General features: G+C 47.6%; 24 protein-coding genes and 1 CRISPR repeat array. Of the genes, 9 read left to right on the forward strand and 15 right to left on the reverse strand.

Annotated elements, in window-relative coordinates; all coding sequences use genetic code 11:
• Positions 1–221: 221 nt before the first annotated feature.
• On the reverse strand, positions 222–1,526 hold the full coding sequence (locus KGF88_RS10885; RefSeq protein WP_257119932.1) for a type II toxin-antitoxin system HipA family toxin: 1,305 nt from the start codon (positions 1,524–1,526) through the stop codon (positions 222–224).
• Positions 1,526–1,768 (reverse strand): helix-turn-helix domain-containing protein, encoded by a 243-nt coding sequence (locus KGF88_RS13950; RefSeq protein ID WP_153827263.1) that lies wholly within the window; start codon positions 1,766–1,768, stop codon positions 1,526–1,528. Before KGF88_RS13950 ends, KGF88_RS10885 begins: the two co-directional genes overlap by 1 nt.
• Positions 1,769–2,249: 481 nt before the next feature.
• Between KGF88_RS13950 and KGF88_RS10890 the strand changes: the two genes are divergently transcribed.
• From KGF88_RS10890 to KGF88_RS10900, 3 genes are all read left to right on the forward strand, one after another.
• Complete coding sequence (locus KGF88_RS10890; protein ID WP_153827289.1) at positions 2,250–2,933, forward strand: hypothetical protein; 684 nt, start codon at positions 2,250–2,252, stop codon at positions 2,931–2,933.
• A 347-nt stretch (positions 2,934–3,280) separates the two neighbouring features.
• Positions 3,281–3,796, forward strand: a complete 516-nt coding sequence (locus KGF88_RS10895) for a hypothetical protein (protein WP_162014518.1) — start codon at positions 3,281–3,283, stop codon at positions 3,794–3,796.
• A gap of 311 nt (positions 3,797–4,107) precedes the next feature.
• Positions 4,108–4,872, forward strand: a complete 765-nt coding sequence (locus KGF88_RS10900; protein ID WP_153827287.1) for an HNH endonuclease family protein — start codon at positions 4,108–4,110, stop codon at positions 4,870–4,872.
• Between the two features lie 237 nt (positions 4,873–5,109).
• On the opposite strand, the gene KGF88_RS10905 is transcribed toward KGF88_RS10900, so the two are convergent.
• Together KGF88_RS10905 and KGF88_RS10910 are read right to left on the reverse strand one after the other, a co-directional pair.
• Positions 5,110–5,706, reverse strand: a complete 597-nt coding sequence (locus KGF88_RS10905) for a response regulator transcription factor (protein WP_110076876.1) — start codon at positions 5,704–5,706, stop codon at positions 5,110–5,112.
• On the reverse strand, positions 5,703–6,818 hold the full coding sequence (locus KGF88_RS10910; RefSeq protein ID WP_228759584.1) for a sensor histidine kinase: 1,116 nt from the start codon (positions 6,816–6,818) through the stop codon (positions 5,703–5,705). The genes KGF88_RS10905 and KGF88_RS10910 overlap by 4 nt, the downstream gene beginning before the upstream one ends.
• Before the next feature lie 152 nt (positions 6,819–6,970).
• On the opposite strand from KGF88_RS10910, the gene KGF88_RS10915 reads away from it, so the two are divergent.
• The 3 genes from KGF88_RS10915 to KGF88_RS10925 are packed head-to-tail and all read left to right on the forward strand — an operon-like array spanning position 6,971 to position 9,706.
• The gene (locus KGF88_RS10915) at positions 6,971–7,696 is read left to right on the forward strand and encodes an ABC transporter ATP-binding protein (protein ID WP_153827286.1); all 726 of its coding nucleotides are present in this window, start codon (positions 6,971–6,973) and stop codon (positions 7,694–7,696) included.
• Complete coding sequence (locus KGF88_RS10920) at positions 7,689–8,426, forward strand: ABC transporter permease (protein WP_153827285.1); 738 nt, start codon at positions 7,689–7,691, stop codon at positions 8,424–8,426. The genes KGF88_RS10915 and KGF88_RS10920 overlap by 8 nt, the downstream gene beginning before the upstream one ends.
• Before the next feature lie 20 nt (positions 8,427–8,446).
• The gene (locus tag KGF88_RS10925) at positions 8,447–9,706 is read left to right on the forward strand and encodes an amidohydrolase family protein (protein ID WP_153827284.1); all 1,260 of its coding nucleotides are present in this window, start codon (positions 8,447–8,449) and stop codon (positions 9,704–9,706) included.
• A 26-nt stretch (positions 9,707–9,732) separates the two neighbouring features.
• Positions 9,733–10,860: a CRISPR direct-repeat array (repeat unit 28 nt; unit sequence GAAACACCCCCACGAGCGTGGGGAAGAC).
• Between the two features lie 47 nt (positions 10,861–10,907).
• On the opposite strand, the gene cas2e is transcribed toward KGF88_RS10925, so the two are convergent.
• From cas2e to KGF88_RS10975, 10 genes are all read right to left on the reverse strand, one after another.
• On the reverse strand, positions 10,908–11,147 hold the full coding sequence (cas2e, locus tag KGF88_RS10930; protein WP_153827283.1) for a type I-E CRISPR-associated endoribonuclease Cas2e: 240 nt from the start codon (positions 11,145–11,147) through the stop codon (positions 10,908–10,910).
• Positions 11,148–11,172: 25 nt separating this feature from the next.
• Positions 11,173–12,048, reverse strand: a complete 876-nt coding sequence (gene cas1e, locus KGF88_RS10935; protein ID WP_153827282.1) for a type I-E CRISPR-associated endonuclease Cas1e — start codon at positions 12,046–12,048, stop codon at positions 11,173–11,175.
• 2 nt (positions 12,049–12,050) lie between these two features.
• Positions 12,051–12,761 (reverse strand): type I-E CRISPR-associated protein Cas5/CasD, encoded by a 711-nt coding sequence (gene cas5e / locus KGF88_RS10940; protein ID WP_153827281.1) that lies wholly within the window; start codon positions 12,759–12,761, stop codon positions 12,051–12,053.
• An 8-nt stretch (positions 12,762–12,769) separates the two neighbouring features.
• Positions 12,770–13,798 carry a type I-E CRISPR-associated protein Cas7/Cse4/CasC gene (gene cas7e, locus KGF88_RS10945; protein WP_153827280.1) on the reverse strand — a complete coding sequence of 343 codons (1,029 nt, stop codon included), beginning with the start codon at positions 13,796–13,798 and terminating at the stop codon, positions 12,770–12,772.
• 33 nt (positions 13,799–13,831) lie between these two features.
• The gene (gene cas6e / locus KGF88_RS10950) at positions 13,832–14,476 is read right to left on the reverse strand and encodes a type I-E CRISPR-associated protein Cas6/Cse3/CasE (protein ID WP_153827279.1); all 645 of its coding nucleotides are present in this window, start codon (positions 14,474–14,476) and stop codon (positions 13,832–13,834) included.
• Complete coding sequence (gene casB, locus KGF88_RS10955) at positions 14,473–15,027, reverse strand: type I-E CRISPR-associated protein Cse2/CasB (protein WP_153827278.1); 555 nt, start codon at positions 15,025–15,027, stop codon at positions 14,473–14,475. Before casB ends, cas6e begins: the two co-directional genes overlap by 4 nt.
• Positions 15,028–15,031: 4 nt before the next feature.
• Positions 15,032–16,528: a type I-E CRISPR-associated protein Cse1/CasA gene (casA, locus tag KGF88_RS10960; protein ID WP_153827277.1), complete on the reverse strand. Its 1,497-nt coding sequence runs from the start codon at positions 16,526–16,528 to the stop codon at positions 15,032–15,034.
• A gap of 2 nt (positions 16,529–16,530) precedes the next feature.
• Positions 16,531–19,098 (reverse strand): CRISPR-associated helicase Cas3', encoded by a 2,568-nt coding sequence (cas3, locus tag KGF88_RS10965; protein ID WP_202912500.1) that lies wholly within the window; start codon positions 19,096–19,098, stop codon positions 16,531–16,533.
• Between the two features lie 509 nt (positions 19,099–19,607).
• The gene (locus tag KGF88_RS10970; RefSeq protein ID WP_228759508.1) at positions 19,608–20,405 is read right to left on the reverse strand and encodes an SDR family NAD(P)-dependent oxidoreductase; all 798 of its coding nucleotides are present in this window, start codon (positions 20,403–20,405) and stop codon (positions 19,608–19,610) included.
• Between the two features lie 41 nt (positions 20,406–20,446).
• A complete protein-coding gene (locus KGF88_RS10975) occupies positions 20,447–21,274 on the reverse strand; it encodes a DODA-type extradiol aromatic ring-opening family dioxygenase (protein WP_257119933.1) in 828 nt (275 codons plus the stop codon).
• Between the two features lie 133 nt (positions 21,275–21,407).
• Between KGF88_RS10975 and KGF88_RS10980 the strand changes: the two genes are divergently transcribed.
• Both KGF88_RS10980 and KGF88_RS10985 read left to right on the forward strand, forming a co-directional pair.
• Positions 21,408–22,298 carry a LysR family transcriptional regulator gene (locus KGF88_RS10980; RefSeq protein ID WP_238387065.1) on the forward strand — a complete coding sequence of 297 codons (891 nt, stop codon included), beginning with the start codon at positions 21,408–21,410 and terminating at the stop codon, positions 22,296–22,298.
• Between the two features lie 254 nt (positions 22,299–22,552).
• The gene (locus KGF88_RS10985) at positions 22,553–23,947 is read left to right on the forward strand and encodes an amidohydrolase family protein (RefSeq protein ID WP_228759507.1); all 1,395 of its coding nucleotides are present in this window, start codon (positions 22,553–22,555) and stop codon (positions 23,945–23,947) included.
• A gap of 62 nt (positions 23,948–24,009) precedes the next feature.
• On the opposite strand, the gene KGF88_RS10990 is transcribed toward KGF88_RS10985, so the two are convergent.
• A complete protein-coding gene (locus KGF88_RS10990) occupies positions 24,010–25,098 on the reverse strand; it encodes an NADH:flavin oxidoreductase/NADH oxidase (RefSeq protein ID WP_153826596.1) in 1,089 nt (362 codons plus the stop codon).
• 215 nt (positions 25,099–25,313) lie between these two features.
• Here KGF88_RS10990 and KGF88_RS10995 point away from each other — a divergent pair, with 215 nt between their 5' ends.
• Positions 25,314–26,051, forward strand: coding sequence for an endonuclease/exonuclease/phosphatase family protein (locus KGF88_RS10995; RefSeq protein ID WP_228759506.1), 738 nt, complete (start codon positions 25,314–25,316; stop codon positions 26,049–26,051).
• The last annotated feature ends 23 nt before the right edge of the window (positions 26,052–26,074 follow it).

Below are 26,074 nucleotides of genomic sequence, written 5' to 3' on the forward strand. Positions count from 1 at the left end.
CGATTTCGACGCCAAACAGAAAGTCAAAACACCGCTTAAGCCCTTACCACGTCTAGCTTTAACGATTTACGACAGTATCGGTGACTGCCCTCCGGAGGCAGAGGTCGCAGGTTCGACTCCTGCCGGGTGCGCCATTGTAACTACCCCGTAAAATAATACAGCTCACTCGTAGAGTGCTGTTTAACCTAAAGGTTTGAATCGCGACTAGTTTTCTAGACAGTTCATACCGTAAAACGCTCAAGCGCCTTCAATGTACCTTTGCGAATAGCTTCCGCGCTTTGCTCTGCGCGGATACTTATCGAGGCAGCTTCCTCAGATGCAATATCGAGACACGCTTCTAACTTGGCTGTGATGTTCTCAATTGTCGAATCCATGCGGTCTGGATCATAGCCAACACTCTTTGCGTGAGTTCTCCAGTGCCGAGGAAAAATCGTATGCCAATGATAATGCCGATTCTTACCATTCACGGCCATCGCCATTTTTATTTTTTTCGGATGTAAGTTGCCTACTTGCGCGAATCCATACGCTGATAATACGTCATACAAGGGGGTCAGCCGATATCCTTTGGGGGTCAGTGCCAGACTAAAGTTCTTTGCATGCCCGTCTATAGCAGCGAAAAGCCAATACAGTAGCTGCGCTGACATAAATGTATCCTGATCACGAACCGAAGCCGTAGATGTAGATAAAATATTCATGATCTCTTTAGCGCTTGGGCCACCATGCTCCTCATATTTTGAACCGCCTGCCACAGCAAGCGCTTGGCAGAAATCTTCTTGTGGTAGGCGATAAATCTTGTTCCCGATGACCTTTCTATCAAAGCGTTCAATAATCAAAACATCTTCACCATTGAAGCTGTCAATTTTTGTATGGGCTACCGGCAATCCAAGTGCCTGAACAACACGCATACAAAACCATTCGTTTTCAACGCTGCTCGATAAATCAGGTTCACCTGGGCGAGTTATGATTCGCGGTTTCAATATGTGCGTTGTTGGTGTTTGGCCTACAGGGATACCCCACTGTCCTTGCCAAAAAGTCAGCGCCGTTTTCTCTTGAGCGCCGGCAAGTGAAAAACGAAATGCATTCTCATGCTGCATACCGAGGGTTTTGCCGGTTCGAGAATCTGCTATGAGTTGGCCGATTTGTTCTTCATTCAACGGGATTATTTCAACGTCAGGAACCGGCTCGGGCTCCGGACTGGCAGCAAAGGTTAATGCGCCAATACAGTCTTTGCCAACCGTTTGGAGCAAATCAAAAGGTTTTGTACTTTTAGCCCCAAGCCTATCCACAATCGTTTTACGAACATCCGGACTGTCGGGCAACAAATTATCAAAGTAAGCGTTTAGAGCTTCGCCGGAATATTCCTGCTCAGTTAATGGTATGGATATGGAGATTGCCCGTGCAAACTTGCATTGTAGCCAACTATCTGAATATCGAAAACTCAAGTTATTCAGCCGCGATGTCAACGTGCCAACGAACTGATCATTCATGTGGCAATAGAGTGTATTCTCATGTTTGCGTCGGCCCATTACCAAATAACCTCGTTGTTATTTGAGGTGCTTTGTTCCACAGCGTCTGCGTTTAGCTGAATTCTGAGCGCTGCAAAAATTCGCAGCAAAGTTGATGTGTGCATTTCTCCGGTACGTTCAATCGAAGACACGCTTCGCTGCGAAAGATCGGTTAACCTTGCGAGTTCCTTTTGTGTGTAGCCCTGCTTCTTTCGGTGCGACTTAATAAGTGTCGCCAAGTCGGCTGGGCGCTGAATGATCATGAGTAAACCTCATCGATGTAGTCGGGTTCATAAATAGGCACAGAAGAAGTGTAGTACATAAACCTATAAAAATGAAGTAAACATCATAAATTTAACCTTATGATGTTTACTTCATTAATTAGTCCTCCTGTTCCTTCCGGCCTAAAACCAAGTCAAAAAGGTGGAATTTTTTCCACCCCAAAACTCAGGATTCTTCGGGGAGTTAAAATTTTTTGTCGCGAGGCAGAGGTCACAGGTTCGACTCCTGTCGGGGGCGCCATCAAAGAATTTCAGAGCCGTCTGTCCGATAATACCGTTAATTAGCCGCCACCACTGAGGTACTTAAGATTAGAACTTGTTATTTTAAGGAGCTAGTTAGCGACAGAGAGCAGCTATAGGTTCCCTTAGCGTTAACAAAACCCGATAATTTGCCACTGTAAACACTTGGGCCCAACATAATTCCCAAGCTCTTGAGCCTCAGCTGCAGCAAATAGAAGCACATTTGCCAAATGAACTTGGCCCTGCGCAGCGCCTAATGGAATGTACTGAAAAAGCCGTGGCCCTCGAGCCAACTAATATGAAGTACCAACTAGCCGCGCTGAACTACTACTTGAATGCACCTTCTATTGTAGGCGGCGGCGAGACCAAGGCTCGGGCCAAGGCCGCTGATATAGCAACGCTCGACAACCTTCAAGGTACACTTGCGCAATTACGTGTAGTGAACGTTTTCGACGCTAACAATTATACCGCTGCATTAACCCAGGCCATGACAAAACACCCGAATGAACCCCGACTCAAACTTCGTTTGGGGCTACAAAAGCAAGCAGAGGGAGATTATGCAGGCGCTCACACCTTATTCAAACAAGCCGCTATGTTACAGGCAACCAGCGCACTCTCGGAGCATCCAGAAATTCGTGCAGCACAACTAAACGCTCGCTATCAAGTGGCTAGAAATGCAGTGTTTAGCGGCATTGATGTGCAGGATGGAATTCAAAGTATGGAAGCATACATTCTTGCATTCGACAACGACTTAGAACTTCCAGAGCTTGCTTGGGCGCATGCTCGCATGGCTCAGCTCATGAAATTGGACAACAACGAAGCGGGTGTTGAAACACATCGCCAACTTGCACAGCAGCTTGGTCAGGAGAACGACAAAGCACTGTATGAATTGCTCGACCGCCTTTAAATGCGCATTCAGAATTGCCGCAGGGCCAAGGAAAAGAGAGTATTTCAATTTGCGCTGTGATTCAGGGTCATTAAAAAATAGGTACTAGATGCTTGATTTGTATTGCATTGGTATTCGGTGGTGTAGGTATCTCCGTCTCGCTCATGAACCACCGAAATAGCATCATTGACTGACGTTCAAGCAATTGCCACTGATAAAGGTTGCAAGAATATGAGCCAACCAATTGATTTAATGCATTTAATCTTCGAGTTGTCATTTGATGCAATTTGTAATTTGCATGAATTACGACTAGATTTTTATTGTGGAGTTATACTTTCACCATAAAAATTAAAAGGAATTTCAGTAAAGTGATTCAATATATTCATGAATTTGCATTATCAACTAAAAACCATCGAGTGCGTTTGAACCCGTCAGATGTGTTCAAATTAGGTACTTATGTATCATTCTTTGTGGTTTCATCTATAGTCTTTTCCGGTTCTACTTATGCCAAAGCAGTTTGCAGTACTCAAGTGATAGAGGAAGAAGGCTCCCCGACTCTCAGTCCTGGGCTGATTGATGCAATGTATGAAGCAATTAGCACTAACACGTTCGATCTTGACGAACCTTATACTGTAATAAGTAAGAAACATTTCTGTACGGGTTTAGGTAAGTCTAATATAGGATCCGAAAGTGCTTTTGACACGTTTAACAATGTTCCAAATCCTGACCCAACACCGAAAGAAGGTGATAGGCAAACAGTCACACAGACTAGAGCCGATGGAACTAGGACGTGGAGTTATACTTATATAAATGGAGTTTGGGTATTGACTGGATACAAATACACTCCTACGCCTGATGCTGATAGTCTGCCAGACGAGCCATAGTGCATAGCTTTGACCGATATGCTTACTGCAACAATAATCCTTATAAGTACAAATATCGGGAAAAGCCTGAGTTTTGAGGTGGAAGATTTTCCACATGAAAATTGCCCGAGGTTGTCTCCTCTAAAATGCCAATTTCAACGAGCTGTTTGTTGAGCGTTTAGGGCAACGTCCTCTTCTTTAGAATCTCTCCAGTACTGCTTGCATACACGTTTCTTAGCGTATGCAAGACTTCAAGTGGCTACTCAACGTTACACTCAATGTAAGAAATGGCTTACACTGCGGGTATTTAATGCCGCACGTGAGAATACGACATGCACTACAGCGCTTTGCAATCGACTTACACTGGACCTGTACTCAAATCGGCCATCATCTCTTTCATTTCATGTTGCTTAATAATCTTCTCAGGTGAATTGCTTGCCGAACCAGTCAAAATGAGCACCAGCAAAATTTGTCATGACAGCTCGAGTGAATATTATTCACGAACGAAAAACTTCACCGCTTTCGAAACAATCGAAGCTTGCTTAACCGCTGGTGGAAAGCTCCCCAAAGGAAGTCACAACCACAACAAGAATGGAGTTACTAAACCTGCAAATTCTATAACATCACAAAGTTACTCAAGGAGCGCTTTCGCGCACTGGACAGATGACGATGGTGATTGCTTAAACACTCGTCACGAGCTTTTACAAGACTTATCAACTGGACCAGTGACAATGTCAGAAAATGGATGTCGGGTGCTTCGTGGACGTTGGAACGACCCATACTCGGGGAACGTACTTTTTGACTCATCGAAGATGGATATTGACCACCTTGTGCCACTGGCGTGGGCTTGGGAACATGGTGCGGATAAGTGGACAGATGCAGAACGAAAAAACTTCGCGAACGACCCCGTCAATCTCTTTGCAGTTACAGCTAGTCTTAATCGGAGTAAAGGCGCAAAAGGCCCTCGCGATTGGTTGCCTCCAAATAAAGAGTTTCGTTGTCAGTACGTTACTCGATATCTGCGTGTAATGCTCAAGTATGATTTTAATGAATCAGCTCGCGACAACATTCGTGAGCTTCGGAAGCGCGTCTGCTAGATGCGTATCTAGCGCTCGAGTCAACCTGCAGCCGTGTATGCGGCACGAAGCCAAGCCTTAACCTCGTCGTCTACTTGGGCAGCATCGGTGAGCTTCACGATGTAATGACACATTTTCCCACTACCCTGTGGCTCCAAACGCGGCGTATTATAGCCATGAAACAGGCTAGCAAATGCTCGTACCAGAAATTTGCCGCACTAACTAAGCGTTGGTCGTTTTGTTTCATGGTTGTTATCGTCATAACCAGCCCTGTTGATGAGCGAAGCGTGCGGCCTCGACGCGATTATTTGCGTGTAATTTACTTATCGCCTCGGAGAGATAGTTGCGGGCAGTTCCCTCTGCAATAAACAATGCTTCTGCAATAGCTTGTGTGCTCATTCCCTGTCCTGCAAGGCGCAGTGCCTTGCGTTCTTTCTCCGTTAGTGGGTCCTGTTGGCCGAGTGCTTGCAGCAGTAATTCATTGCTTATTACTCGCGCTCCCGCACAGACCTTGTGAAGTGAATCAATGAGTGTAGCAATCGGAGCATCTTTGAGTAAGAAGCCGCTCACTCCAGCATCAACGGCACGTTTGATATAACCCGCGCGATTAAACGTCGTAATAATGACGGTTTTGAGTGCTGGCTGATGCTGCTGTACCCACTGCAGAAGCTCAAGCCCAGAAAGATGAGGCATTTCGATGTCGGTCAAGAGTATGTCGTAGTGCTCCTGTTGCAGTTGTTGCTGCGCTGCTGCACCGTCGACCGCCTCATCAACCTCGTAGTCTGCCTCTAAACGAAGCAAGCTAGCTAACGCGGTGCGCACCATCGTTTGGTCTTCGGCAAGCAAAATTTTCATGTCGTTGCTCCGGTTACTTTGAGTATTTCATGCTTCGGCAACTGCAGGGCGACGGCACAGCCCCGTGCGGTGAAAACTTCGACGGAGCCGCCCAGCTCTTGTATTCGTTGTTGTACTCCCAACAGACCGTTACCTCTTTGAACTTCTGCATGATTACCGTCGTCGCTTACTTGCACCCGATAGACGTCGGCACTTTCGTCAAAATGAATAGTGCAGAGCTGGCCTGAGCTATGACGAATCACATTTGTAACTAATTCGGTTATGGCGAGCACTAGGGCTGTTTCACGCGCTGCATCAAACAGCGGTGGCTTACCTAAGATATCGGTGCGAAAACCGGCATCCTGTAAGCGCTGTTCTAGCCGCTTCAGTTCAAGCGCTAGTCCACGATGTTTATAACCTGACACGCTTTGCCGCACTTGCGACAAGCTAATACGAGCTATTTCGCTGAGCTCCTGTAGCTGTTGCGCAGCGGCATCGTATTGCTGTTTACCAAGTTGCGCTTTGGCTAAATCAGATTTCAATACAATACTCGAAAGTGTATGCCCCAAGATATCGTGTAAGTCGCGGGCGATGCGCTCGCGCTCAACACTCGTTGCGAGGCGTTCGATTTCTTCGGCACTGCGGCGTTCTGCGGCGGCGTGGCGTTGCCGCAAGCGTTCAACTCGGCCAAAGATCGCAACGGTTACCACAATAACGGTACCGTAATGGAAAAACAGATCCCAATGCGTACCCACACCCCACTGAAATACTGCGAGGGTAGCGATGACACCAAGCACGGCGGTTAAGGCATAGGGCCAACGATAGGCAAAGCCCACAAAAAAGCCGACGTAGCTGAATAAGGCAACGGAGCCGGGGTTCCAAGGCGTTACCACACAGGCAATAGCGAACATACCCAGAATCGGCCAAAGCATGCGTTGGTAAGGCAAATAGAAGCAATAAAAGTACAGAGCGACAAATACCAACATGGCGAGCGAAAGCAACACGATTTCGCTGACCGTATAGGGGAATAGCACCATCGGTAGGATGTAAAAACCTAAGTTAAATAGATAGACCCAAGCATGTTTCGCTTCTTCGTTAGAGGCCTTTTGTTTGGTTTTTTCGTTGATCATCATCTGCTTCTTTGGCTCGAAGTTACCTCATTATGGCCATTGCTAGCCCATTCGGCTAGTGACATTTGTCACCTTCAATTGCTGACAAAAACGACTGTCGCGCGAACTCCTGTCTCCCTAAACTTGGCTCTAACATTATTTACTGGAGATCGCCCATGGCAGTCGCACACTTATCTATTCACGGCTTAAGCAAAAGCTATGGCCAGCATCGCGCGCTTTGCGATGTAAACCTCACCGCCTATAGCGGCGAGGTTCTTGCAATACTTGGCAAAAATGGTGCAGGTAAAACGTCACTCATCAATAGCGTGCTTGGCATCCACTCCTATCAAGCAGAGCAACTTGAATTATTTGGTCAACCCATATTGAACCAACATCGTTCGTTAGCAGTACGACAGCGCTTAGGCGTTATGATGCAACTCGGTACACTGGCAGCCAATCTAACTGTCTACGAGCAGTTGGACCTGTTTTGTAGCTATTACCAAAACGGTTTTCAGGTTGGTGAGCTCATAAACAAATTGAATCTTAGCAGTATCGCCAAGCAACGCTTTGGCAAACTTTCTGGCGGCCAGCGCCAGCAAGTCCTTTTCGCCCTCGCCGTGGCTGGTAAGCCCCACTTACTGTTTCTGGATGAACCGACGGTGGGCATGGATGTCGAGGCGCGTCATGCGCTCTGGCAGCATATTCAAGACTACCGCTCTGCGGGCACGGCTATTGTACTGACCACCCACTACATCGAGGAAGCCGAGCGCTTGGCCGACCGTGTTGCGATGTTGCGAGAGGGAAGAGTCATCGCTGCAGGCACTTTGTCCGAGGTGATCGCTGATCATGGTTCACTCGAGCAAGCCTACCTAGTCAACATGCAGGAGCAGCGCTATGTTTAATGCGAATTTATACGTTAAAGAAGCTGGCTATGATTTACTAAGTCTATGGCGTACACCCGCGTTCTTTTTGCCGGCTATTTTATTTCCAGTCACTTTTTATATCTTTTTTGGTATCGTTTTTAATTTTAGCTCAGGCAGTAGCAAGTACATGCTCGTTTCTTATGCCTGTTTCGGTATGATGGGGCCGGCTATGTTCAACTATGCGACCGCAGTCGCCAGTGACCGCGCCCATGGCTGGCTTACGTTGAAGCGCGTTGCGCCTATGCCCTTTAACGCTTACGTAGCAGCTAAGTATGTCAGTAGCTTGGTCTTCGCCTTGTGCATTGCCTTAATCCTATTTGTCACCGGTGGCTTATTCGCGGGAGTTGAACTCTATACCTGGCAATGGTTAGCGCTGTTGCTGGTATTGCTAATCGGTACCCTTCCCTTTGCCCTTATCGGCTTATTGCTGGGCCTATGCTTGTCCGACAAAAGCGCTCCCGCTGTGGTCAACTTGGTTTATTTACCTATGGCCTTCTTATCCGGCTTGTGGGTGCCCATTCAATTCTTACCGGAAGCCGTGCAATACATCGCCTATGGCCTGCCCGCTTACCACTATGCGCAGTTGGCACATGCTGTGATTGGCACGAGTCAGGGCCATAGCATTTGGCTGCACTTGGCTGCACTTGTCGGCTTTTCCCTGTTACTTGTTCTGCTTGTACGCTGGCGTTATCAGCGCCTTTCGCACTAATTTGAATGAGCCTGTTACCTATGAAAAAGATACTTCTATTACTTGCCGCTGTTGTTGCTGTACTGGCTATCGTATTGAATTTACCAACTCCGAAAACTGCTGACGTGGCGAACGACAACAGCTTCGTGATCGGTCCGGTGAAGATTTTTGACGGCGAAAAATGGCGCGCTGAAAAATTCGTGGTTGTGCATGAAGGCTGGATCACTGAGCTCTCGATGCAACGACCTGACCTTGACTTACCCTACCGTGAAACCCAAGGCCAAGTGCTGATGCCCGGCTTAATCGACGCACATGTGCACGTCTGGGGCGATGCCCTGAAGCAAAGTCTGAACTTTGGCGTGACCACCGTGATCGATATGTTCGGTGACCCTAGCTTTTTGCAGCAGCATAAAGCGGCACGAGCGGAAACCCGACAAGCTAAACATGCTGATATCTTTGGTGCTGGCTACTTAGTCACTGCACCTAACGGCCATGGCACGCAATACGGTATTCCCGTACCGACTTTAAGTGAACCTTCCGCAGCCCCCAAAGCTGTTGCAAAACGTCTCGACAGTGGCTCTGATTTTATCAAAATCGTCTACACCCATGCTGGTGCCGCTTATCAACATGCGCCGTCAATTTCGTATACGGAACTGGAAGCCACCATTAAGGCAGCCCATCAAGCGCAGCATCTAGCGGTAGTGCATGTTGCCGATCACGCTTCAGCGATGGACGCAGTCAAAGCGGGTGCAGACGGCCTGGTGCATGGTTTCTTTGACCGCCCCGCGAACGATGAGCTGGTGCAACTGATGCGCAGCAACGGGACTTTTATCATCCCAACCATGGCGCTGTATGAGGGTATGCTGCGAGGTGAGTTAAACGAAACGCTGTTAACCGCAGAAAACCTCAAGCTTCCAGCGAGCGCACAGACCAGCCTCAATCAGTCATTTGGCAATACTGCTTTTCCTGCACACTTTTATGAAAATCTACTACTCACCACCGAGCGTCTCTATCAAGCAGGAGTGCCGATTTTAGCTGGCAGCGACGCACCGAATCCAGGTACCGCTCACGGTTGGTCATTGCTCGCTGAACTGGAAATGTTGCAGCGTGTTGGCTTACCACTCGAATCAGTGATGCACGCAGCAACCGCCGCGCCAGCAAAGGCCTTTGCGCTGCCTCATCAAGGGCGCATTGCCGTGGGTATGAAAGCTGACCTACTCCTAGTTGATACCAGTGCTACAACGAACTTGCCGGCACTATTCCATCCACTAGCGATTTGGAAGAATGGCTTTGCACTCTGAAACAACAGTGGCCAAGATTAGTTGGCTACTCCCCCCCACGAGCGTGGGGAAGACATTCCATTTCACGGACTTTTAGGCGCTCATTCGGAAACACCCCCACGAGCGTGGGGAAGACAAAACGCCAGTATTCGACATTGACGGGGTTCTGGAAACACCCCCACGAGCGTGGGGAAGACGATGTGAAGCGTGGTATGACTGCGATCCACAAGGAAACACCCCCACGAGCGTGGGGAAGACGGCGACAGGTTCTAAGTTCTCAACTCCCGCAAAGAAACACCCCCACGAGCGTGGGGAAGACTTAAGGTGTCTTTTTTAAAACCTGATAAACCTGGAAACACCCCCACGAGCGTGGGGAAGACATCAAGATCAGGGGTTAATCGTATGGTTCTAGTGAAACACCCCCACGAGCGTGGGGAAGACGAGCCGATGAGCCAAGACCGCTTAGAGAAGTTAGAAACACCCCCACGAGCGTGGGGAAGACGTGTACGTCGTACAGAGTAACCACAATAGCGCGGAAACACCCCCACGAGCGTGGGGAAGACCACAGGATAAAACCCTACCTTTACTCGCTTGCAGAAACACCCCCACGAGCGTGGGGAAGACGATGTATAATGCGCCCATCTTCTTTTACTCGAAGAAACACCCCCACGAGCGTGGGGAAGACCCAGGCAGCAGCTGCCGCGCCTGCCCAATCGATAGAAACACCCCCACGAGCGTGGGGAAGACCGAGTTACCAGATTATCGCATCGCTAAGCGACGGAAACACCCCCACGAGCGTGGGGAAGACAACACTGATTTTGTCGTGAAAGGTGGTGCGTTGGAAACACCCCCACGAGCGTGGGGAAGACCTGCCTTTCGTCATGACTGACGGGCTTTACGGAGAAACACCCCCACGAGCGTGGGGAAGACTGACGCGCGGTAAGCAGCCACGTCGTGTTAAGAGAAACACCCCCACGAGCGTGGGGAAGACACGATGAGTTTTGCAACACCATACGGTACTTTAGAAACACCCCCACGAGCGTGGGGAAGACTCAGTTATTATATACAGAGGTGTTTCATGAATAGAAACACCCCCACGAGCGTGGGGAAGACCATGGCTGCTGCGGAAGCTGTAACGAGTGATGCGGAAACACCCCCACGAGCGTGGGGAAGACACCAACATATTGTGAAAGAACCAATCCCAAAACACAACACTTTGCCTTTATGGTTGTTTTAGGGTTTCAATAACTAGTTGTAATCCGCTGATCTCAATCAATGACTTACGAGTTGGCCCAATAGTATAAACTTCATAACCAGGGGGGCCTGGTAGCGAGCGAAATATGACTACACCAGCCTCTGGCGGACAATGCTTGTAAAGATAATCGACGACTGTTTTGGCTACCGAGTCTTTGATACCTGACACGAATACATTTGCTCGTGGTTCGACAAACCAAAGTTTCATTCGGCCTCTTACCGCTGGGGGTAAATCATTTGCGAAAACCACGAGCACGGCTCACTCCTAGCATATCTGGAACATCTACAGCTAACTTGGCAAGTAAATCCATTTCAATCACACGATTTCTAAAGCTTTCCGATACTTTATGCTTGTTATAGCGCCCGGCCATTTCTCGGGTTAGGCTAAAGGCCAAATCAATACACAAGTGCTCTTTATACAAGTCGGCAAGGTCATAGATAAAAGGTAAAGGGCTGCCTGAATGAATAAAGCCAATGTGAGGCGAATAACCCATACTGTGCACTGCTGAGCATAAAATGCCGTATAAAGCAGCATTGGCAGAAGTTAAAACTTGATTGGTAACATCACTCGTTTCAAATTTCCCCGGCACAAATTTCCGCCCTTTCCACCCCACTTGATATTCCTCAGCTTTGGATTGATATAGGGCTCTGACTCTATGCCCTTCCATCCCCATCATTTCTTTCAAGTTTTTACCATCAAGATCTGCCGTGGGAAAGCGACGAGCAAACATTCGCCTGGCTACTTCTAATGATTTTTGTGGATGACTAGCTATTTCTATTTGTTGTTTGAGATTTCGAGTATCTGCGGTTGGCAAAAACCCTGCCGCGTAGAACAATAAGCTATCTTCACCAACCCAACAAACGGAACAATTTGCTGCTGTGGCAGTTTTTACAGCATCATGCGTAATGCTAGTGCCAGGCCCCAGCAGCAATGTATTGAGCGTTGCAACAGGTAACGGTACAACATTATTCTCCGCATCAATCCATTTAATGCTGCTGTCGTCAATTTCTAGCCTCCCCCTCTCCAAATATAAAAACGGATATTTATCCTTCACTTGAGGTAAGGAGTCTCTAGTAACTTTTACGAACAAACGCTGACCGGTCGCCATACTCAATCGACCGGTAACACAGTGACACGCCGGTCTCTGTAAAGCTTCTGTTGCCCAAACTGAAGTGGGACGTCGTTAAGAGTAAACACGTTTCCCTCGTGTTCACCTTGTAACACCTTAAAGCTAGGTAGTCGTCCCTTCATTTCTGCCAATTGCGTTGCTTGTTCCATCGCCTGAGCTGAATCAGCATGAATACCTTGCGCAATAAATTCTGTAGGCACGCAATTTTTGCGCCCTAAATACAGATCCCATACTGGATTCTGCAAAGCGGACTCTAACTCCTTCAGTTTTGCTGTTGGCCCCTGCAATGCAACGGCAAAAGCCATATCTTGCAAATAATAACGATAGGTCATTTTAGTACCACCACCTACCGCTTTCTTGCCTTCACTTGTTTTTGGAATCAGGAGGTTCTGCCATGGATCTTTGTCGTCATAGCCACTGCCAACCATCTGAAAATCTCTCAGTAATGGTTGGCGAACCATGGGCTGACCACGGCGATCAGAGAGCACAAATGCTTGCACCTGCATATCGCAGTCAGCCCATTCTTTTAACCATTCCGTTTGCTTTCCCCCTGCTCCCAACGCACAGCAAAGCAAACCAAACACGCCCGATTTAGTCGGGAAGTCAAGGCTATCTCGTCGTCCAAACTTCGAGTCATGTCCCCATGACTGTAGCGGTGCTTCCAGCCATAACAACAAATAAGGATTATTCATACATCACCTCAGCTAACGTGGCTTTGTAATGATTCCACTAGCGCATCTATACTGAAGTTCTCGTCTTCTCCCCAGTCATAAGAAGCCTGTTTACCAAAAAGTGAGCCGGAAAGTTTCTCTTTCTTATCGAGATAGCCTTTCAGTTCATTGACACTTGCTTTTAAAAAACCGCCATCGCTCGCTTTAACAGCTGTTTCAAAAGGCACTTGCAAGCGTTGACCTTTTCGCACCATGACCCGAGCAAATTCCCAAGGACTAGCACCCGATTGTGTTGTTTGTCGCGCATTTGGCACCGCAATGAATAAAGCCTTCGTGAACGCTTCGATGGCATTTTTCAAATCATCGGGTCCCATGGTTTGGGCAAGCTGCCCGAGATCAAGGCTAATGTAGCGATAGTAAGTTGCAGAATTAAACTCTAAGCTACCCATGTGCGCTGAACCTGGCTCATCCTGCAGATCATCTAACGCAGTAAAAAACTCAACTTCATTGCTTACCTTATGAGTCGAAATAGCGTGCGAAAACGAGGCTGCTGCTTCCACATTCATATCTGCTGCTTTGGCAACCATGCGCCCAAAAAGCGCGATATCCAATGCGTCTACAGCAGGATTCAAAGTCTGCTTAGCTAATTTGGCTAACTCCTTGTCTTTAAGTTTACTCTCATCAAACTCTTTTTCTTTTGCATAATTAGCAAACGCTGTAGCTTCGGTTTCACTAATGAATAAGAGTGTGTCATCAACAAGTTGCGCTGCAATTTTCGCCCCGCATGCCTCTGCTTGCTGCTCCGATGCGCCAGCAGTACGACATGCTTCTACAAACATTTGCTCAGCTTTTTTCGTGCGAACCCCGAGTTTCACCCCAAATTCTTGCATCGCTAAGCGTACTTGGCGCTTCCAACATTGCGAACTAACCCGCGCTCGTGGTACGCCGCCAACAATGGCTGACTTAGGGGCTCCAACGTCATCTCGGTTCAAGCATGTAACAGGAAAAGATTGTAAAATGTGATACTCAATACGGGTATTTGTATATGGATTAATCATATTAATCTTCCTTAATGTTTAATTAAAATCAAATCAATCAAATGGGTTCTCTAAAACGGGAACGACTTGCAGCAAACCACAACCGAAAGCTCGCGCACGTCCAATGCCTTGTTGAAAACTCTTAGTAAATGCAGCTCTATCTGTGACAGTTAAAAGTCCCTGAATATGAGCCTGCCCAATAGTTACTTGGCGTTGATGTTTATCTTTAAATTGAAGTACCTCAACCTTATCAACCTGCAGCGCCTGTATTGCGACGTCGAAGCCCCAACTACCTTGAGCTCGTTCGGCAAACCATTTCGCGATATCATCTCTACCTTTCACAGCCAATAATTTCCGGCTCTCATTATCACGGCGCGTTGGATTAACAATGACTTTAAAGCGATAGTTTTTATGGAGTAAATAATCCTCGGATATGGATCTGCTTTGAACTTCTCCATATTTACCTTCAACCTTTTCCATCGGTTCACGATTTGCAAGCATCAAGATTTTTCGGCCGTGAATATCGCCGCCATTATCCGCATAAAGAATTCCGCTTGAGTTACTTTTGTGCTTTTGTTCTTCGTTACGCACATCCTCAAAAAGGCTGTACACTACGCGGTGAAGCGAGTAGGGATCGGTAATACGCAGTGCCTTCATTGCGCGGCGATCGAGATGTAGAACGCTGGCTATCATCGTCATACGGAGGCCTCTTCTTTCTGCATGTCAACGGCTTGACCATAGAACTCTTGTGCCCATTGGGTTTTAACGCGTTGCCCTGACTCAAATCCGAAGAAACGTAACTGCTTCAAAAGCCGAACATAATCTAGTGGTTGGCCAATTTTGCTATCAATAAGGGTGAAAAGTGGGCGCAAAATACGACAAACTTCGGTCAAGTCACTACACGCTAATAAGCGACGTAGTCTTGCTTTTGCTTGGTTACTTTCCCTACCATCTTCATAACAAGAAGCTAGTGCTCTTCCTAACGTTAGATTGCCGTTTCGCTCGCTCTTAGATTTCGCAATAGCTGCAGCTATTGCTACGAATGGTTTGCGTTCATAATCTTTCTCTAAGTCAACGCCAAACCAGCCCAGTAACTCCCAAGACTGATATTCTGTTGCCGGGTTATCTGCTCTGCGAAGCCTTGCTGCTTGACCTTTATCATAGAGGCAACGTTCAATCACTGTTTCGACAAATCGCTGTTCTCGACTTTTCTCTTTATCCGACTGCACAGGCAATTGATTACTTTCCATATTTCTAGCCCTCTTGATTCAAATATTTGCTTGTGTTTGGGCGACATTTAGCCCAAGCGTCCATTTGTCTCGCTGTTTCTCGCGGACAGAACTTGTCATAAGCTTGGTGAACATAGCCCGCAAATCTATGGCGAAGCTTGATACGCTCGGCGGCTGCTTCTTCGGTTTGATCACATTGATTCACCAAGCTCTGAAAATCTCGCTCACAGAGCTGCCAAAACAGCTGCGTTGCTTGTGGCGCTATCTTGCCTCCGTCAACAGTTTGTTCTTTAAAAAAGCCTTGTACTCGTCCATATAAATTCTTGGCCAAAGCGTCTAACGCATCCATCTCATGTTTAAGTTGCCGAAACCAACCTTGACCAATAGCCTCGCCATGCAACCAAACTTGGGACTCAACAAAATCGTCGCTCCCAGACGCATATTGTTCACCAGCATTACTACTGACCCGCAAACCTCCGGACCAAATTGCAAAACTTTGAACAACATCCCGGGCTCTGTTTAACCCACTGCGTATTTGCCAGCTTTGAAAGCCCGCACTGTCTCCTTGGTCAAAAAAGCTCAATAAAGCGGAAAGTTCACGCCATGGTCGTTTTTCTGGATCGACCCAAAGTGCCTTCGGTTCTTTTCCGGAGTTATTTATTGCCATACTGGGGTCAACGACCCCCTCCTTGTATCCTGCATGGGCAATTCCCTCGGAATAATGCAAGCCTTCATCTGTGAGGTAGCAGAATCGACTTAGTGGAATTAAACGTCCCATTAAGGAAGCTTTCAGTTCTTGTGCTTTCTCACAATTCTCACCGCTAGGCATTTCCTCCCACGGAGCTATTCCAACCCCTTCTGGATATATATTCATTTTCTCAAGCTGGCTCGATGTTAATAGATTTAGCCACAATGTATTCTGAAGGTCGCTCGCATACAGAAAACTATGTAGGAGGCCCATATGTGCAACGGAAGGCCCGGGTTTGCCCGTTGCTGGTTTACCCTTATCGTTTGTTTTCCCACTATAGGCTGGTGTCAAAACGACACTGTTATCTGTCTTCTTGCCGGAAAGGGCAAAACCCATCAGGGTCAAAAGTAGAAGCGCTTTGTCTCCATCGTCGAGATCTCGTTGTCGCTGGACTTCACTCAATACTGTTGTATTTCCGGTTGAAACTTCAGGCAAAACCGCGCCAAAAGGCTGAATTTTGGCCGCCCTAATTGCTGGCATTTGCAAAAAGGGAGCATCGCCGTACAAGTAAAATCGGCCATGCCACTTTTCTAAATACGCGACACAATGCTCTGCCAAGCCCTTTGCACCAATAGCTTTCCACTCAACTTCATCTTTGGGCGTGGCTGCAGCCTGAGCAACAGCAAGAAGCAGCTTTAGCAAAGCGATCTTCTGCACTGGATTTCCGCCTAACGAGCGATAATCAGAGTTAGTAAAAATTTGCCTAAGGCTGACTCGGCCATAATCGGCAACCGGTATCCAAGGCTCATCAACTAAATTAAAACGGTTTTCCATCGCTATAGTTCCTGGTTTTTGATAACTCGGTAGCCGAGATCATCTCGGTATTCCAGTCGGTAATTATCGTGTACTTGAGTATTTTCAATGCCTCGCAACCAATCACTGTCATCGACAATAGCGACGTTTAAAATACTCTCATCTTTATCGTTCCAGTCGGGATTCCCCAAATAGAAACAGTGCTGCAGCCCGAAACGCTTTAGAACATCGGCAGGTACTGATTTAGGTTTATCGCTCGGAGGAACATGAACAATGTGCTGCATAATAATAGCTGTACGTTTGCGCCATTCGGCTTTTTCTAGTTTGTGCCTATGCAGCGGCAGCTCTAATTGACTACCGTCTAAAAATGTTAGTAGTGCCCGCTCAGCGTCTCTAGAGATACCTTTGAGAATTAACACTTCGAAGCTGTCTATTTCGCTGTATCGGGTCTGAGCTTGACTCTCTGGCAACGTGTTACCATCTTCTGCCAAACCAATTCTCGCAAGTTGCTGTAAATCCCTTCTTCCTTTTCTGTACCGATTACCATGCTCCAGCTCATAGAGCCATCGCTCCATACTTCCCTGTTCTACCCTGTCTGAATATGTTTCTTCTATTAAATGACGAATATCAATGGGTAAATTAATTTTTCTACGGTCGGTCCAAACTTCTAAGCTCCGACATAAAACATACGGGTTATAGACATAAGCACTTGAGCCGAAATGTTTCTCTGGATTTTCAAACGCTTCCGCTAGTTTTGGCGCCAAAAACCAAGCTTCTGGCTTTGCATGATTAGAGCGAGGTGTTTGAGAGTGGCGCCATAATCGACCCAAGCGCTGCAACAACATGTCCGTCGGTGCAAATCGGGAAACCATAAAGTCGGCATCAATATCGAGTGACTGCTCTAGAACTTGTGTGCCGACGAGAATACGCCCCTTTTTACTTCGTTGGCTCCATCCTGATTTCCCATATAAATTAACCCACTGCTCCTCAATTCTCTGCCGGTCATTCACTGTAAAGCGCGAATGCAGCAATCCAGTGGAAATTCCAAGTTCTGCGGCACGAGCTGCTAAATCAAGATACCGTTGCTGAGCTTCTCTTACAGTATTTTCTATCCACAGTACCTGCTGACCTTGTTCAGCGCGCAGAAGCGCTTCTTCAAGCGTAGCGTTTTCGTCTGCGGTTAAGTTGATTTGATATGCTTTGTGGTTATTTGATGGAACACTCACTTCCCTTAGCGCCTCATCATCCCTGTTTTTACTCGAAGTGATTAGTGGATATTCCAACGAGGAACAAGGACGCTTAAGAAGCTTTTGGCGTCTCTCTTTGTTCAGTGTTGCGCTTAGGATAATAACTGTGCATTCAAGCTTACGAAGCAATTCGATAAGGGAATCCATTAGCGTGCTCGTGTAAGCATCGTACGTATGAACTTCATCGAGAATGACTACTTTACCAGCCAATCCGAACGCTCGTACAAAACCATGTTTGACATTCATTGCTGCCATTAATGCTTGGTCAATAGTTCCAACTGCGAAAGGCGCAAGTAGACCTCGCTTGCTTTTGTTGAACCAAGCTCCTCCGGGCCGGCCTTCTTCACCTATGTCTTTTTCGAACAGCCAGGCATTTGCATGCAACAGTAACGAACGATGACTGCAATCGTCTGCTAAGACCTCCTCTAAAAAGCTCTCAAAGCGTTCGTAAATTTTATTTGAAGTCAACTGAGTGGGTAGTGCGAAATAAATACCTGAACACTTCCCCTTCTGCAGTATTTGATAAGCTGCAAATAAAGCTGCTTCAGTTTTACCTAACCCCATTGGAGCTTCTAGAACATAAACGCCTGGGGCCGTTACCTCTTTTATTAAAATTGACTGGGCGTCATGCGGAGAAAATCCAAAAACCTCTTCAAAACTTAATCCTGCGCGGTAAGTAACGGGCACAAAGCCAGCGTCATCTACCGCCATCTCAATTTTATCTTTCCACGAAGCTCTAGGGTCTTCAAAATGAAAACCAGATCCAATCCAGTCTGATACTGACGTTAACCCGGCAAGCAAACGAGCTTGCGCGATGGTCACTTCTTCTGGCCATGACTCACCAAGTGCTTCTTTCAATGAAACAACTAACTTATCTCTCTCAGCTTGCCAAACCTCACCACCGAAAACTTCGTCCGTTGCTCGAAGCCCAGAAATGGACGGTGAAAATCCGTGATGTTGACCAAGAATCTCCGGTATGTGACATGGTGCATTCAAATATTTAGCCGCTAACTGACTAACGCCGGCATGACCATTCCACGTTCTCTCCAACTGAAAATTCACGTTCGGTAATAATTCACCGCCAGCAGCGACCATAATTTTATTGTAAAAAGTAGGGCTTACCTTACCAATATCATGTGTGGCTGCGGTAAACGCAGAGCCTACAGGAAAAAGGTGGGCAACTGGAGAACGACGAATTAACTCCTTCGCTACCTCCCCAACAATCCGGCAATGGTTTTCTACACTTCTACCAACACCCTTCTGACCATTGTTATCAAAGGTTTTAGCGGGTATTTTTTGATATGGGATTGAAGCTATTTCCTTATTTTTACGAGGCCGAAACACTATAATTTCCCTATTTCATGTTGATATTTCAAATTCCAGCAAACAAATACAACATGACTCAAATTTCCATCGCTCAAGCCAACGAAAACAAGTCAAATGTTAACACTTTTTTATCATTAGTATGTTTAGCACGCATAGATGATTAATGTAAAGCATCCAGCCGACAGTTAGTGTCGCGGCTTGAAAATTAATTGGAAAAGGCTATTTGAACTCTAGGGTGTCCCCTCCTTCACGTAACCGGCAGCGAGTTACTCGTGAGGGAGGGCTTCGAATTCAAAAAAATAAGATTTACTACGTTTTATCACTACGAAACAATGAGGCTGATACCGCAAAACCTATAGTATCATCAGTGACAACTTGACCCAGAGTGTTCCCCACCCCCAAACTTAGCTAGTCCCTTTTGCGTATAACTCAGCGCTTTTCTCTGCGCTTTAATAAGTACCGCCAAGTCGGCTGCGCGCTGAGTGAGCATGAGTAAACCTCATAAATATATTCTCACGAACGGAGCTTCAGGTAATGCTTTCCACAATGCCACCTTCAACACGCAAGGCGGAACCTGTGGTGGCACTGGCCTGGGGAGAGGCGGCATAGACACAGATGCTAGCAACTTCTTCCGGTTCGGCAAAACGCCTTAGCAGCGTGGACGGCCGGTTTTCATCCAAAAACAAGGCCTCCATTGCTTCCGGGGATACTCCCCGCTCAGCCGCTAGGTCAGCCATCATGGCCTTGGCTCCTTCAGTACGAGTCGGACCAGGCAGGATGCTATTCACGGTCACACCGGTACCAGCAAGAACCTTCGCTAATCCTCGGGAGAGGCCCTGGAGCGCCGCCTTGCTCACCCCATAGTGCACCATCTCGGATGGAATATTTATCGCCGATTCACTCGAAATGAACTGGATGCGGCCCCAGCCGCGAGTCTTCATGCCGCTGGCATAATGCCGAGCGAGTCGTACACCGCTCATCACGTTTACCTGGAAAATTTCTTCCCAAGCGGCATCGTCGATATCGAAGAATGGAACGCCGCCATAAATACCTAGATTATTGACTAAAATATCTACTTCTGGCACCTGTGCAATGATGGTCTGACAACCTTCTGCGGTGCTTGGGTCGGCGATAATACCCTTGGCATCATCACGGCCGCTGGTGCTAGCTATCTGAGTCAAGGCTTTATCCACTTTGGCTCGGTCGCGGCCCACGATGGTCACTAAGGCTCCCGCCTGAGCCATCCCTTGAGCAATAGCCAAGCCAATACCAGCGGTAGATCCGGTGATCAACGCATGTTTGCCTGTTAATTCAATCTTCATCATTCTGTTCCTCTAGCCATTGATTGTTGAGAAGCCCACGCCACTCAACCAAATTGAAACGCCGATAATTGAGTTTCCATCACTCGTTCTGAATAAATTTTCTTGCCGGGCTCGTCGTCCGCTGCACCCGCTGCAAGCAGCAATGGGATTAGGTGTTCCTCGTTTCCGCGCGGATGACAATCGAGAGCGTAAGGTGCCTGAAACCATTGCTTCAATCGTTGATAACGAACTTTGGAGTCACCTTCTACAGTGTCCGTCAGCCAATCATCGAACACCTCGGAAAGCGGCGTAAACCGCCTGTCGCCGTAACCACGCATATTGTGAAAGCTCATGCCACTACCGAGAATCAGCACACCTTCATCACGTAATGGCGCCAAAGCTTTGCCTGCCAGCAGGTGTGCCTCGGGATCTAAGTCTTGCCGTAAAGAAAGCTGAACCACAGGAATGTCTGCCTCGGGGAACATCACTTTGAGTGGAATAAACATACCGTGGTCAAACCCACGCACGGAATCCTCGAGGGTGTACTGTTGTGCCCCACTCAGTAGACGACTCACGCGATGCGCCAACTCAGGTGCTCCCGGAGCTGGATAGGTCAATTCATAGGTGTGGTCCGGAAAACCGAAATAGTCATAAATCAGATGAGGCTGGCTGCCGGCGGTCACACGAAACTCTGGAGTACGCCAGTGAGCGGATATCATCAGGATGGCCGTCGGCTTTTCTGGCAAACATCCACTGATATTTCGGAGGAATTCGGCCATACCGTCCCACGTATTGCGGGGATTCCAGTCCATAAAAAAGCAGGGACCGGCGCCATGGGGAATAAAAAAAACTGGTTGTTTTCTAGGCACTTTTGACTGCATAGACATCGACATACCTCCAAAGGCTTGAATAGTTCAGATATCACAATGAACAGGTTATACTGATACCGAGAAAAGGAGAATAGACTTAAACAAGGAGCTATTTTAACTATAAGTAGGAAATAAAATGCTGGACCGATACACAAGCATGCAGGTGTTCATTCAGGCAGTTTCCAAAGGTAGTCTGTCTGCTGCAGGCCGAGAACTCAACATGTCGCCAGCAATGGCCACAAAACATGTGGATTCTTTGGAAACTAGACTCGGCACCAAATTGCTTCATCGCACGACTCGACAGTTGTCACTAACAGATGCCGGACGGCAATACCTACAGGCCTGTCAGCGCATTCTTCAAGATATTGAAGAAGCCGAGTCCGAGGTATCTTCGCAGCAGCACCAAGCCATGGGTCGATTACGTTTAAATGCACCGCTATCCTTTGGCACACGCTTCATAGCACCATTAATACCCGAATTTACCCAGCGTTATCCTCTGGTAGAGGTGGATCTTGGCCTGAGCGACACCCAACAGGATCTGCTGAAAGAGAACTGGGATCTGATTATTCGCATCGGACATCTCGCTGACAGCAATCTCAAAGCTCGCCGTCTCGGTAATTGCCCGATGCGACTTTGTGCCTCTCCTGAGTATTTGAAAAAACACGGAAAGCCTAACCGTGTAGCTGAGCTCTCAAGCCATAATTGCCTGAGCTACAACCTCTCCTCAGCACAAAGCGGCGGCACCTGGGCATTCGGCCAAGATGGCCAAATTCAAGTGCCCGTAACAGGCAACCTCATGTGTAACAATGGCGACGCACTTCTTGCTGCCGCCGTTAAGGGCCAAGGAATCATATATCAACCCAATTTTATCGTGTCGGAGGCATTGGCCAGTGGTGCTCTGGTTGCTTTAGAATTGAATCACCCCCCATTGGATCTCGGCGGCTTGCATGTATTGTTCGCGCCAGATCGTCGATTACCACTCAAAGTAAGAGCGATGATCGACTATTTGGTTGAGGTTTTTGCAACCTCGCCATGTAGATCGTCGTAAGTTTTAACCTTACTTACCAAGGCTCGTAAATGCTCGTACCAGAAATTTACAGACTGCTGTAAAGCGTTGCGTCCCAAAGTTATTTCGCAAATGCATCGGCGTTCGGCATCACACTTAATTTTTCTTCAAGATGTACTGCGCGTTGGTAGTTTTGTTTCATGGTTGTTATAGTCATAACCAGCCCTTTTGATGTGCGAGGCGTGCGGCCTCGACGCGATTAATCATACCCTGCGCTAGGCAACTGAGAGTACATCATGAACACAATGGTTCGCTTCATCACACTTGTTACCCTACTAACCTTTATCGCAGCGTGCGAGCCGGCTCAACCGCCCGCACCAGAAACGTCACATCAATCACCGAAGAACTTTGCGTTTACAAATGTTGCTGTGGTGAACATTGCGCGTAACTTGGGTGAGATTGCCGAAGCTCAAACAGTTTTGGTGGTAGGCGATCGCATTACCACGGTTGGAGCAACCTCTGCCGTTACAGTTCCCAGCGGCTTTGTAGAAATTGACGGTACCAACCAGTTTTTGATGGCTGGCTTAACCGAGATGCACGGCCATGTGCCGCCGGCATCAAGCTTTGGCCAACTGCCAGAGCGCTATCTAGATGATGTACTATTTATGTATGTTGCCAACGGTATTACCACGGTGCGGGGCATGCTCGGCTACCCCCATCAGTTACAATTGAAACAGGACATTACAGAAGGTAAGCGGACAGGTCCAACACTTTATCTGGCCGGGCCAAGCTTTAACGGCAACAGCATTGAATCACCAGAAAAGGCCACTCAACGCGTTATTGAACAACGTGATCAAGGCTGGGATTTACTTAAAGTCCATCCAGGGCTGACGCTTAGCGAATATCAAGCAATGGCAAAAACTGCGCGTGACGCAAACATCGACTTTGCTGGTCATGTACCGAAAGACGTGGGTCTTGAAGTGGCATTAACAGAAGGCCAACGTACCATTGACCACTTAGACGGCTACTTGGAAGCCATCGACGCTTTAAATCGGCCTGCTAGTAAATACGAACTGGATTACCTCGTTGACTTAACCCTGCGTCACGGTGCCGCGGTGGTGCCAACCCAGGCATTGTGGGCTACGATTATTGGTGCCAGTGACATAGAGCAGCTGCGCCAGTACAAAGAAATTGACTATGTACCTGAAGCAGTGCGAGCCGGCTGGTTTAATTACTTAGAAGAGCCAAGTTTAGGGTACTTCAACGCCGAAGCGGCCGCCATTCAACAAGACAATCGCCAGCGGCTAATTAGAGCCCTATTTGACGGTGGCGTACCCATTATTTTTGGCACCGATGCGCCCCAATTATTCAGTGTTCCGGGCTTCTCAGCCTTACGTGAAATTGCAGTATTACACGACGCCGGAATTCCGCTGGCTGGAATTTTACACAGCGCAACCGTCGCAGCTGGGGAGTATTTTGCCGATAAAGATTTATTCGGTCGCGTTGCAGAAGGTCACCGTGCTGATTTGGTGTTGTTACAGCAAAATCCGCTGGAAGACCCTGCAGCGCTCGCCGGACGCTCTGGTGTCATGGTGGCCGGCCAGTGGCTTGATAGAGCAACCATCGATAATCAGTTAGAAGCCATTCGAGCTGCAGGCATGCGCAAATCAGCAAACTTCAAGCCCGAGTAGACCCCATAAAACGTACCCGGGAGTACGTTTTACTGGGTTTAAGTTGGCTAAGGTTGCCAGCATCAGTAGCGTTCTAGCCAATGTGCATAAGGGGCTGGCAACACCCATGATGGTTTCTCCACACGCAGTGTTTTAGCTGCTTCATATGGCCAATGCGGATTAGCTAAATGGGCACGTCCTATCATCACTAAGTCTAACTGACCTTGGGCAACTGTATGCTCGGCCAGTTGCGGAGCATCAATTCCCCAGGCCGAGGCAACTGGGATGGCTGCCGCATGCCGAATACGTTCTGCGATAGGAGCCATGAAGCCGGGTCCCCAAGGAATAGATGCGGTTGGGGTAGAAAAGCTGATACTAACGTTCAAGAAATCCAAGCCTTCGGCTTTCAATAGGTTGGTCAGTGCGATAGCTTCTTCAAGTTGCTGTTCATCGTTGCCGTCAAATTCAATCACGCCTAAACGTGCGGTGAGCGGTAAATTATCTGGCCAAACTTGCTTCACAGCTCGCACAGTTTCTACCAAAAAGCGTGCACGGTTTTCGAACGAACCGCCATAGTTGTCGTCACGCTGATTGGCGTGAGGCGACAAAAAGCTTTGTCCTAGATAGCCATGGGCAAAGTGTAGTTCTAACCACTGAAAACCAATATCACGGGCTCTTTCGGCTGCAGCGACAAAGTCGTGTTGTACCCGTTGGATGTCTTCGAGGGTCATTGCCTTAGGCATCCGAGGTAGGTTAGCACCAAATGGAATAGCAGAAGGCGACAGGGTTTGCCAGCCTTTGGCATCTGCTTCGGCGATATGATCGTCACCATCCCAAGGACGATTTGCACTGGCCTTACGCCCAGCATGCCCAAGTTGAATACCTGGTACTGCGCCAGCGGCTTGAATAGCTTCGACAATAGGTACAAACGCTTGTGCCTGCTCATCATTCCAAAGCCCGGTACAATTTGGCGTGATCCGACCTTCTGGTGAGACAGCGGTTGCTTCTACGATGATTAGACCTGCACCACCACGGGCCAAGCTGGCGTAATGGTTAAGATGCCAATCATTGGGTACACCTTGTTCTGCCATGTATTGGCACATTGGTGGAACTGCAATACGATTACGTAGTGTTACGTCTTTTAATTGAAAAGGCTGAAAAAGTGCAGACATGTAAAGTGTTCCTTATTGGTTTATTAATGCCATGGGTTGCATTATTTTACCCTTCTTTGCCAGCGCCGTTGTTGAATAAAAGCTATCGTGGCAATCGGTTTTTACAGCTTAGTTAGTATCCAACTAAGATAGAAACAAGCCGAACCAAAATGACTAGAAGAAGGTCTACTAGAAGGTGGTACGATGTGCCAAGACAGAACCTTCGGAGATCCCGTTTGCTTAAACCTAAAGTTTTGGTTCCTGAGCAGTTCCTTCACGAACAACCTATTCGTCATGGCGAAGAGTTTGGCGTGTTGTGTTGGAATACGCAGAAACTCACAGATACACCCGAGTTTCAGCGCACTCTTACGCGCCTTTTAGCGCAGTTTCCTTGCCTATTTTTACTACTACAAGAAGCCAAGCTTAGCTCTAAAACCAATTGGCTCTTACCGCATTGGTCTTACGCTGTCGCACCAAATATGCAAATGCGGCGTTCTACTTATGGTGTGCTCACAGCCAGTCAGTATGCGTTTACCGAAGCACAAGCTCGATTAAGTAGAAAGCGCGAGGGCATGTTCGCTACCCACAAAAGCTACATGCTTTCTTATCACACACTAGCAGAAGGCGGTGCGCTGTTAGTGGTAAATATCCATGCGATTAACTTTGTGCGCACACAGCAATTTTCACAAGAAATTGAGCTGATTAAGAACGAGATTTTAGATCACAAAGGGCCGCTTATTGTTGCTGGCGATTTTAATGTTTGGAGCCGCCAACGCCGCCTTCGTTTATTGCGCTTCTGTCGAAGTATCGGCCTCAAGCACGCCATTATGGCCGATCCTCATCATATTAAAACCTATCGACAACACCCGTTGGATTTTATTTTCTACCGTAATTTGTCATTGCAGCAGGCAGCGGCACTTGATACCAGTACAGTATCTGACCATAATCCGCTCTATGCTCGTTTTAAACTATAGCGGCAACTCACAGTAAAAGGCAT

This window comes from Idiomarina loihiensis, assembly GCF_024584785.1.
GTDB lineage: Bacteria > Pseudomonadota > Gammaproteobacteria > Enterobacterales > Alteromonadaceae > Pseudidiomarina > Pseudidiomarina fusca.

Bases quoted from the DNA above. Each gene is read 5' to 3' on its own strand.
- casA (WP_153827277.1), bottom strand. From the start codon at position 16,528: ATGGAAAACCGTTTTAATTTAGTTGATGAGCCTTGGATACCGGTTGCC.
- KGF88_RS10920 (WP_153827285.1), top strand. From the start codon at position 7,689: ATGTTTAATGCGAATTTATACGTTAAAGAAGCTGGCTATGATTTACTA.
- cas1e (WP_153827282.1), bottom strand. From the start codon at position 12,048: ATGGCGACCGGTCAGCGTTTGTTCGTAAAAGTTACTAGAGACTCCTTA.
- KGF88_RS10905 (WP_110076876.1), bottom strand. From the start codon at position 5,706: ATGAAAATTTTGCTTGCCGAAGACCAAACGATGGTGCGCACCGCGTTA.
- KGF88_RS10925 (WP_153827284.1), top strand. From the start codon at position 8,447: ATGAAAAAGATACTTCTATTACTTGCCGCTGTTGTTGCTGTACTGGCT.
- cas5e (WP_153827281.1), bottom strand. From the start codon at position 12,761: ATGAATAATCCTTATTTGTTGTTATGGCTGGAAGCACCGCTACAGTCA.
- cas2e (WP_153827283.1), bottom strand. From the start codon at position 11,147: ATGAAACTTTGGTTTGTCGAACCACGAGCAAATGTATTCGTGTCAGGT.
- KGF88_RS10985 (WP_228759507.1), top strand. From the start codon at position 22,553: ATGAACACAATGGTTCGCTTCATCACACTTGTTACCCTACTAACCTTT.
- KGF88_RS13950 (WP_153827263.1), bottom strand. From the start codon at position 1,768: ATGATCATTCAGCGCCCAGCCGACTTGGCGACACTTATTAAGTCGCAC.
- casB (WP_153827278.1), bottom strand. From the start codon at position 15,027: ATGGAAAGTAATCAATTGCCTGTGCAGTCGGATAAAGAGAAAAGTCGA.
- cas7e (WP_153827280.1), bottom strand. From the start codon at position 13,798: ATGATTAATCCATATACAAATACCCGTATTGAGTATCACATTTTACAA.
- KGF88_RS10990 (WP_153826596.1), bottom strand. From the start codon at position 25,098: ATGTCTGCACTTTTTCAGCCTTTTCAATTAAAAGACGTAACACTACGT.
- KGF88_RS10980 (WP_238387065.1), top strand. From the start codon at position 21,408: ATGCAGGTGTTCATTCAGGCAGTTTCCAAAGGTAGTCTGTCTGCTGCA.
- KGF88_RS10900 (WP_153827287.1), top strand. From the start codon at position 4,108: ATGCACTACAGCGCTTTGCAATCGACTTACACTGGACCTGTACTCAAA.
- KGF88_RS10915 (WP_153827286.1), top strand. From the start codon at position 6,971: ATGGCAGTCGCACACTTATCTATTCACGGCTTAAGCAAAAGCTATGGC.
- KGF88_RS10970 (WP_228759508.1), bottom strand. From the start codon at position 20,405: ATGATGAAGATTGAATTAACAGGCAAACATGCGTTGATCACCGGATCT.
- KGF88_RS10910 (WP_228759584.1), bottom strand. From the start codon at position 6,818: ATGATGATCAACGAAAAAACCAAACAAAAGGCCTCTAACGAAGAAGCG.
- KGF88_RS10975 (WP_257119933.1), bottom strand. From the start codon at position 21,274: ATGTCGATGTCTATGCAGTCAAAAGTGCCTAGAAAACAACCAGTTTTT.
- cas6e (WP_153827279.1), bottom strand. From the start codon at position 14,476: ATGACGATGATAGCCAGCGTTCTACATCTCGATCGCCGCGCAATGAAG.
- KGF88_RS10885 (WP_257119932.1), bottom strand. From the start codon at position 1,526: ATGGGCCGACGCAAACATGAGAATACACTCTATTGCCACATGAATGAT.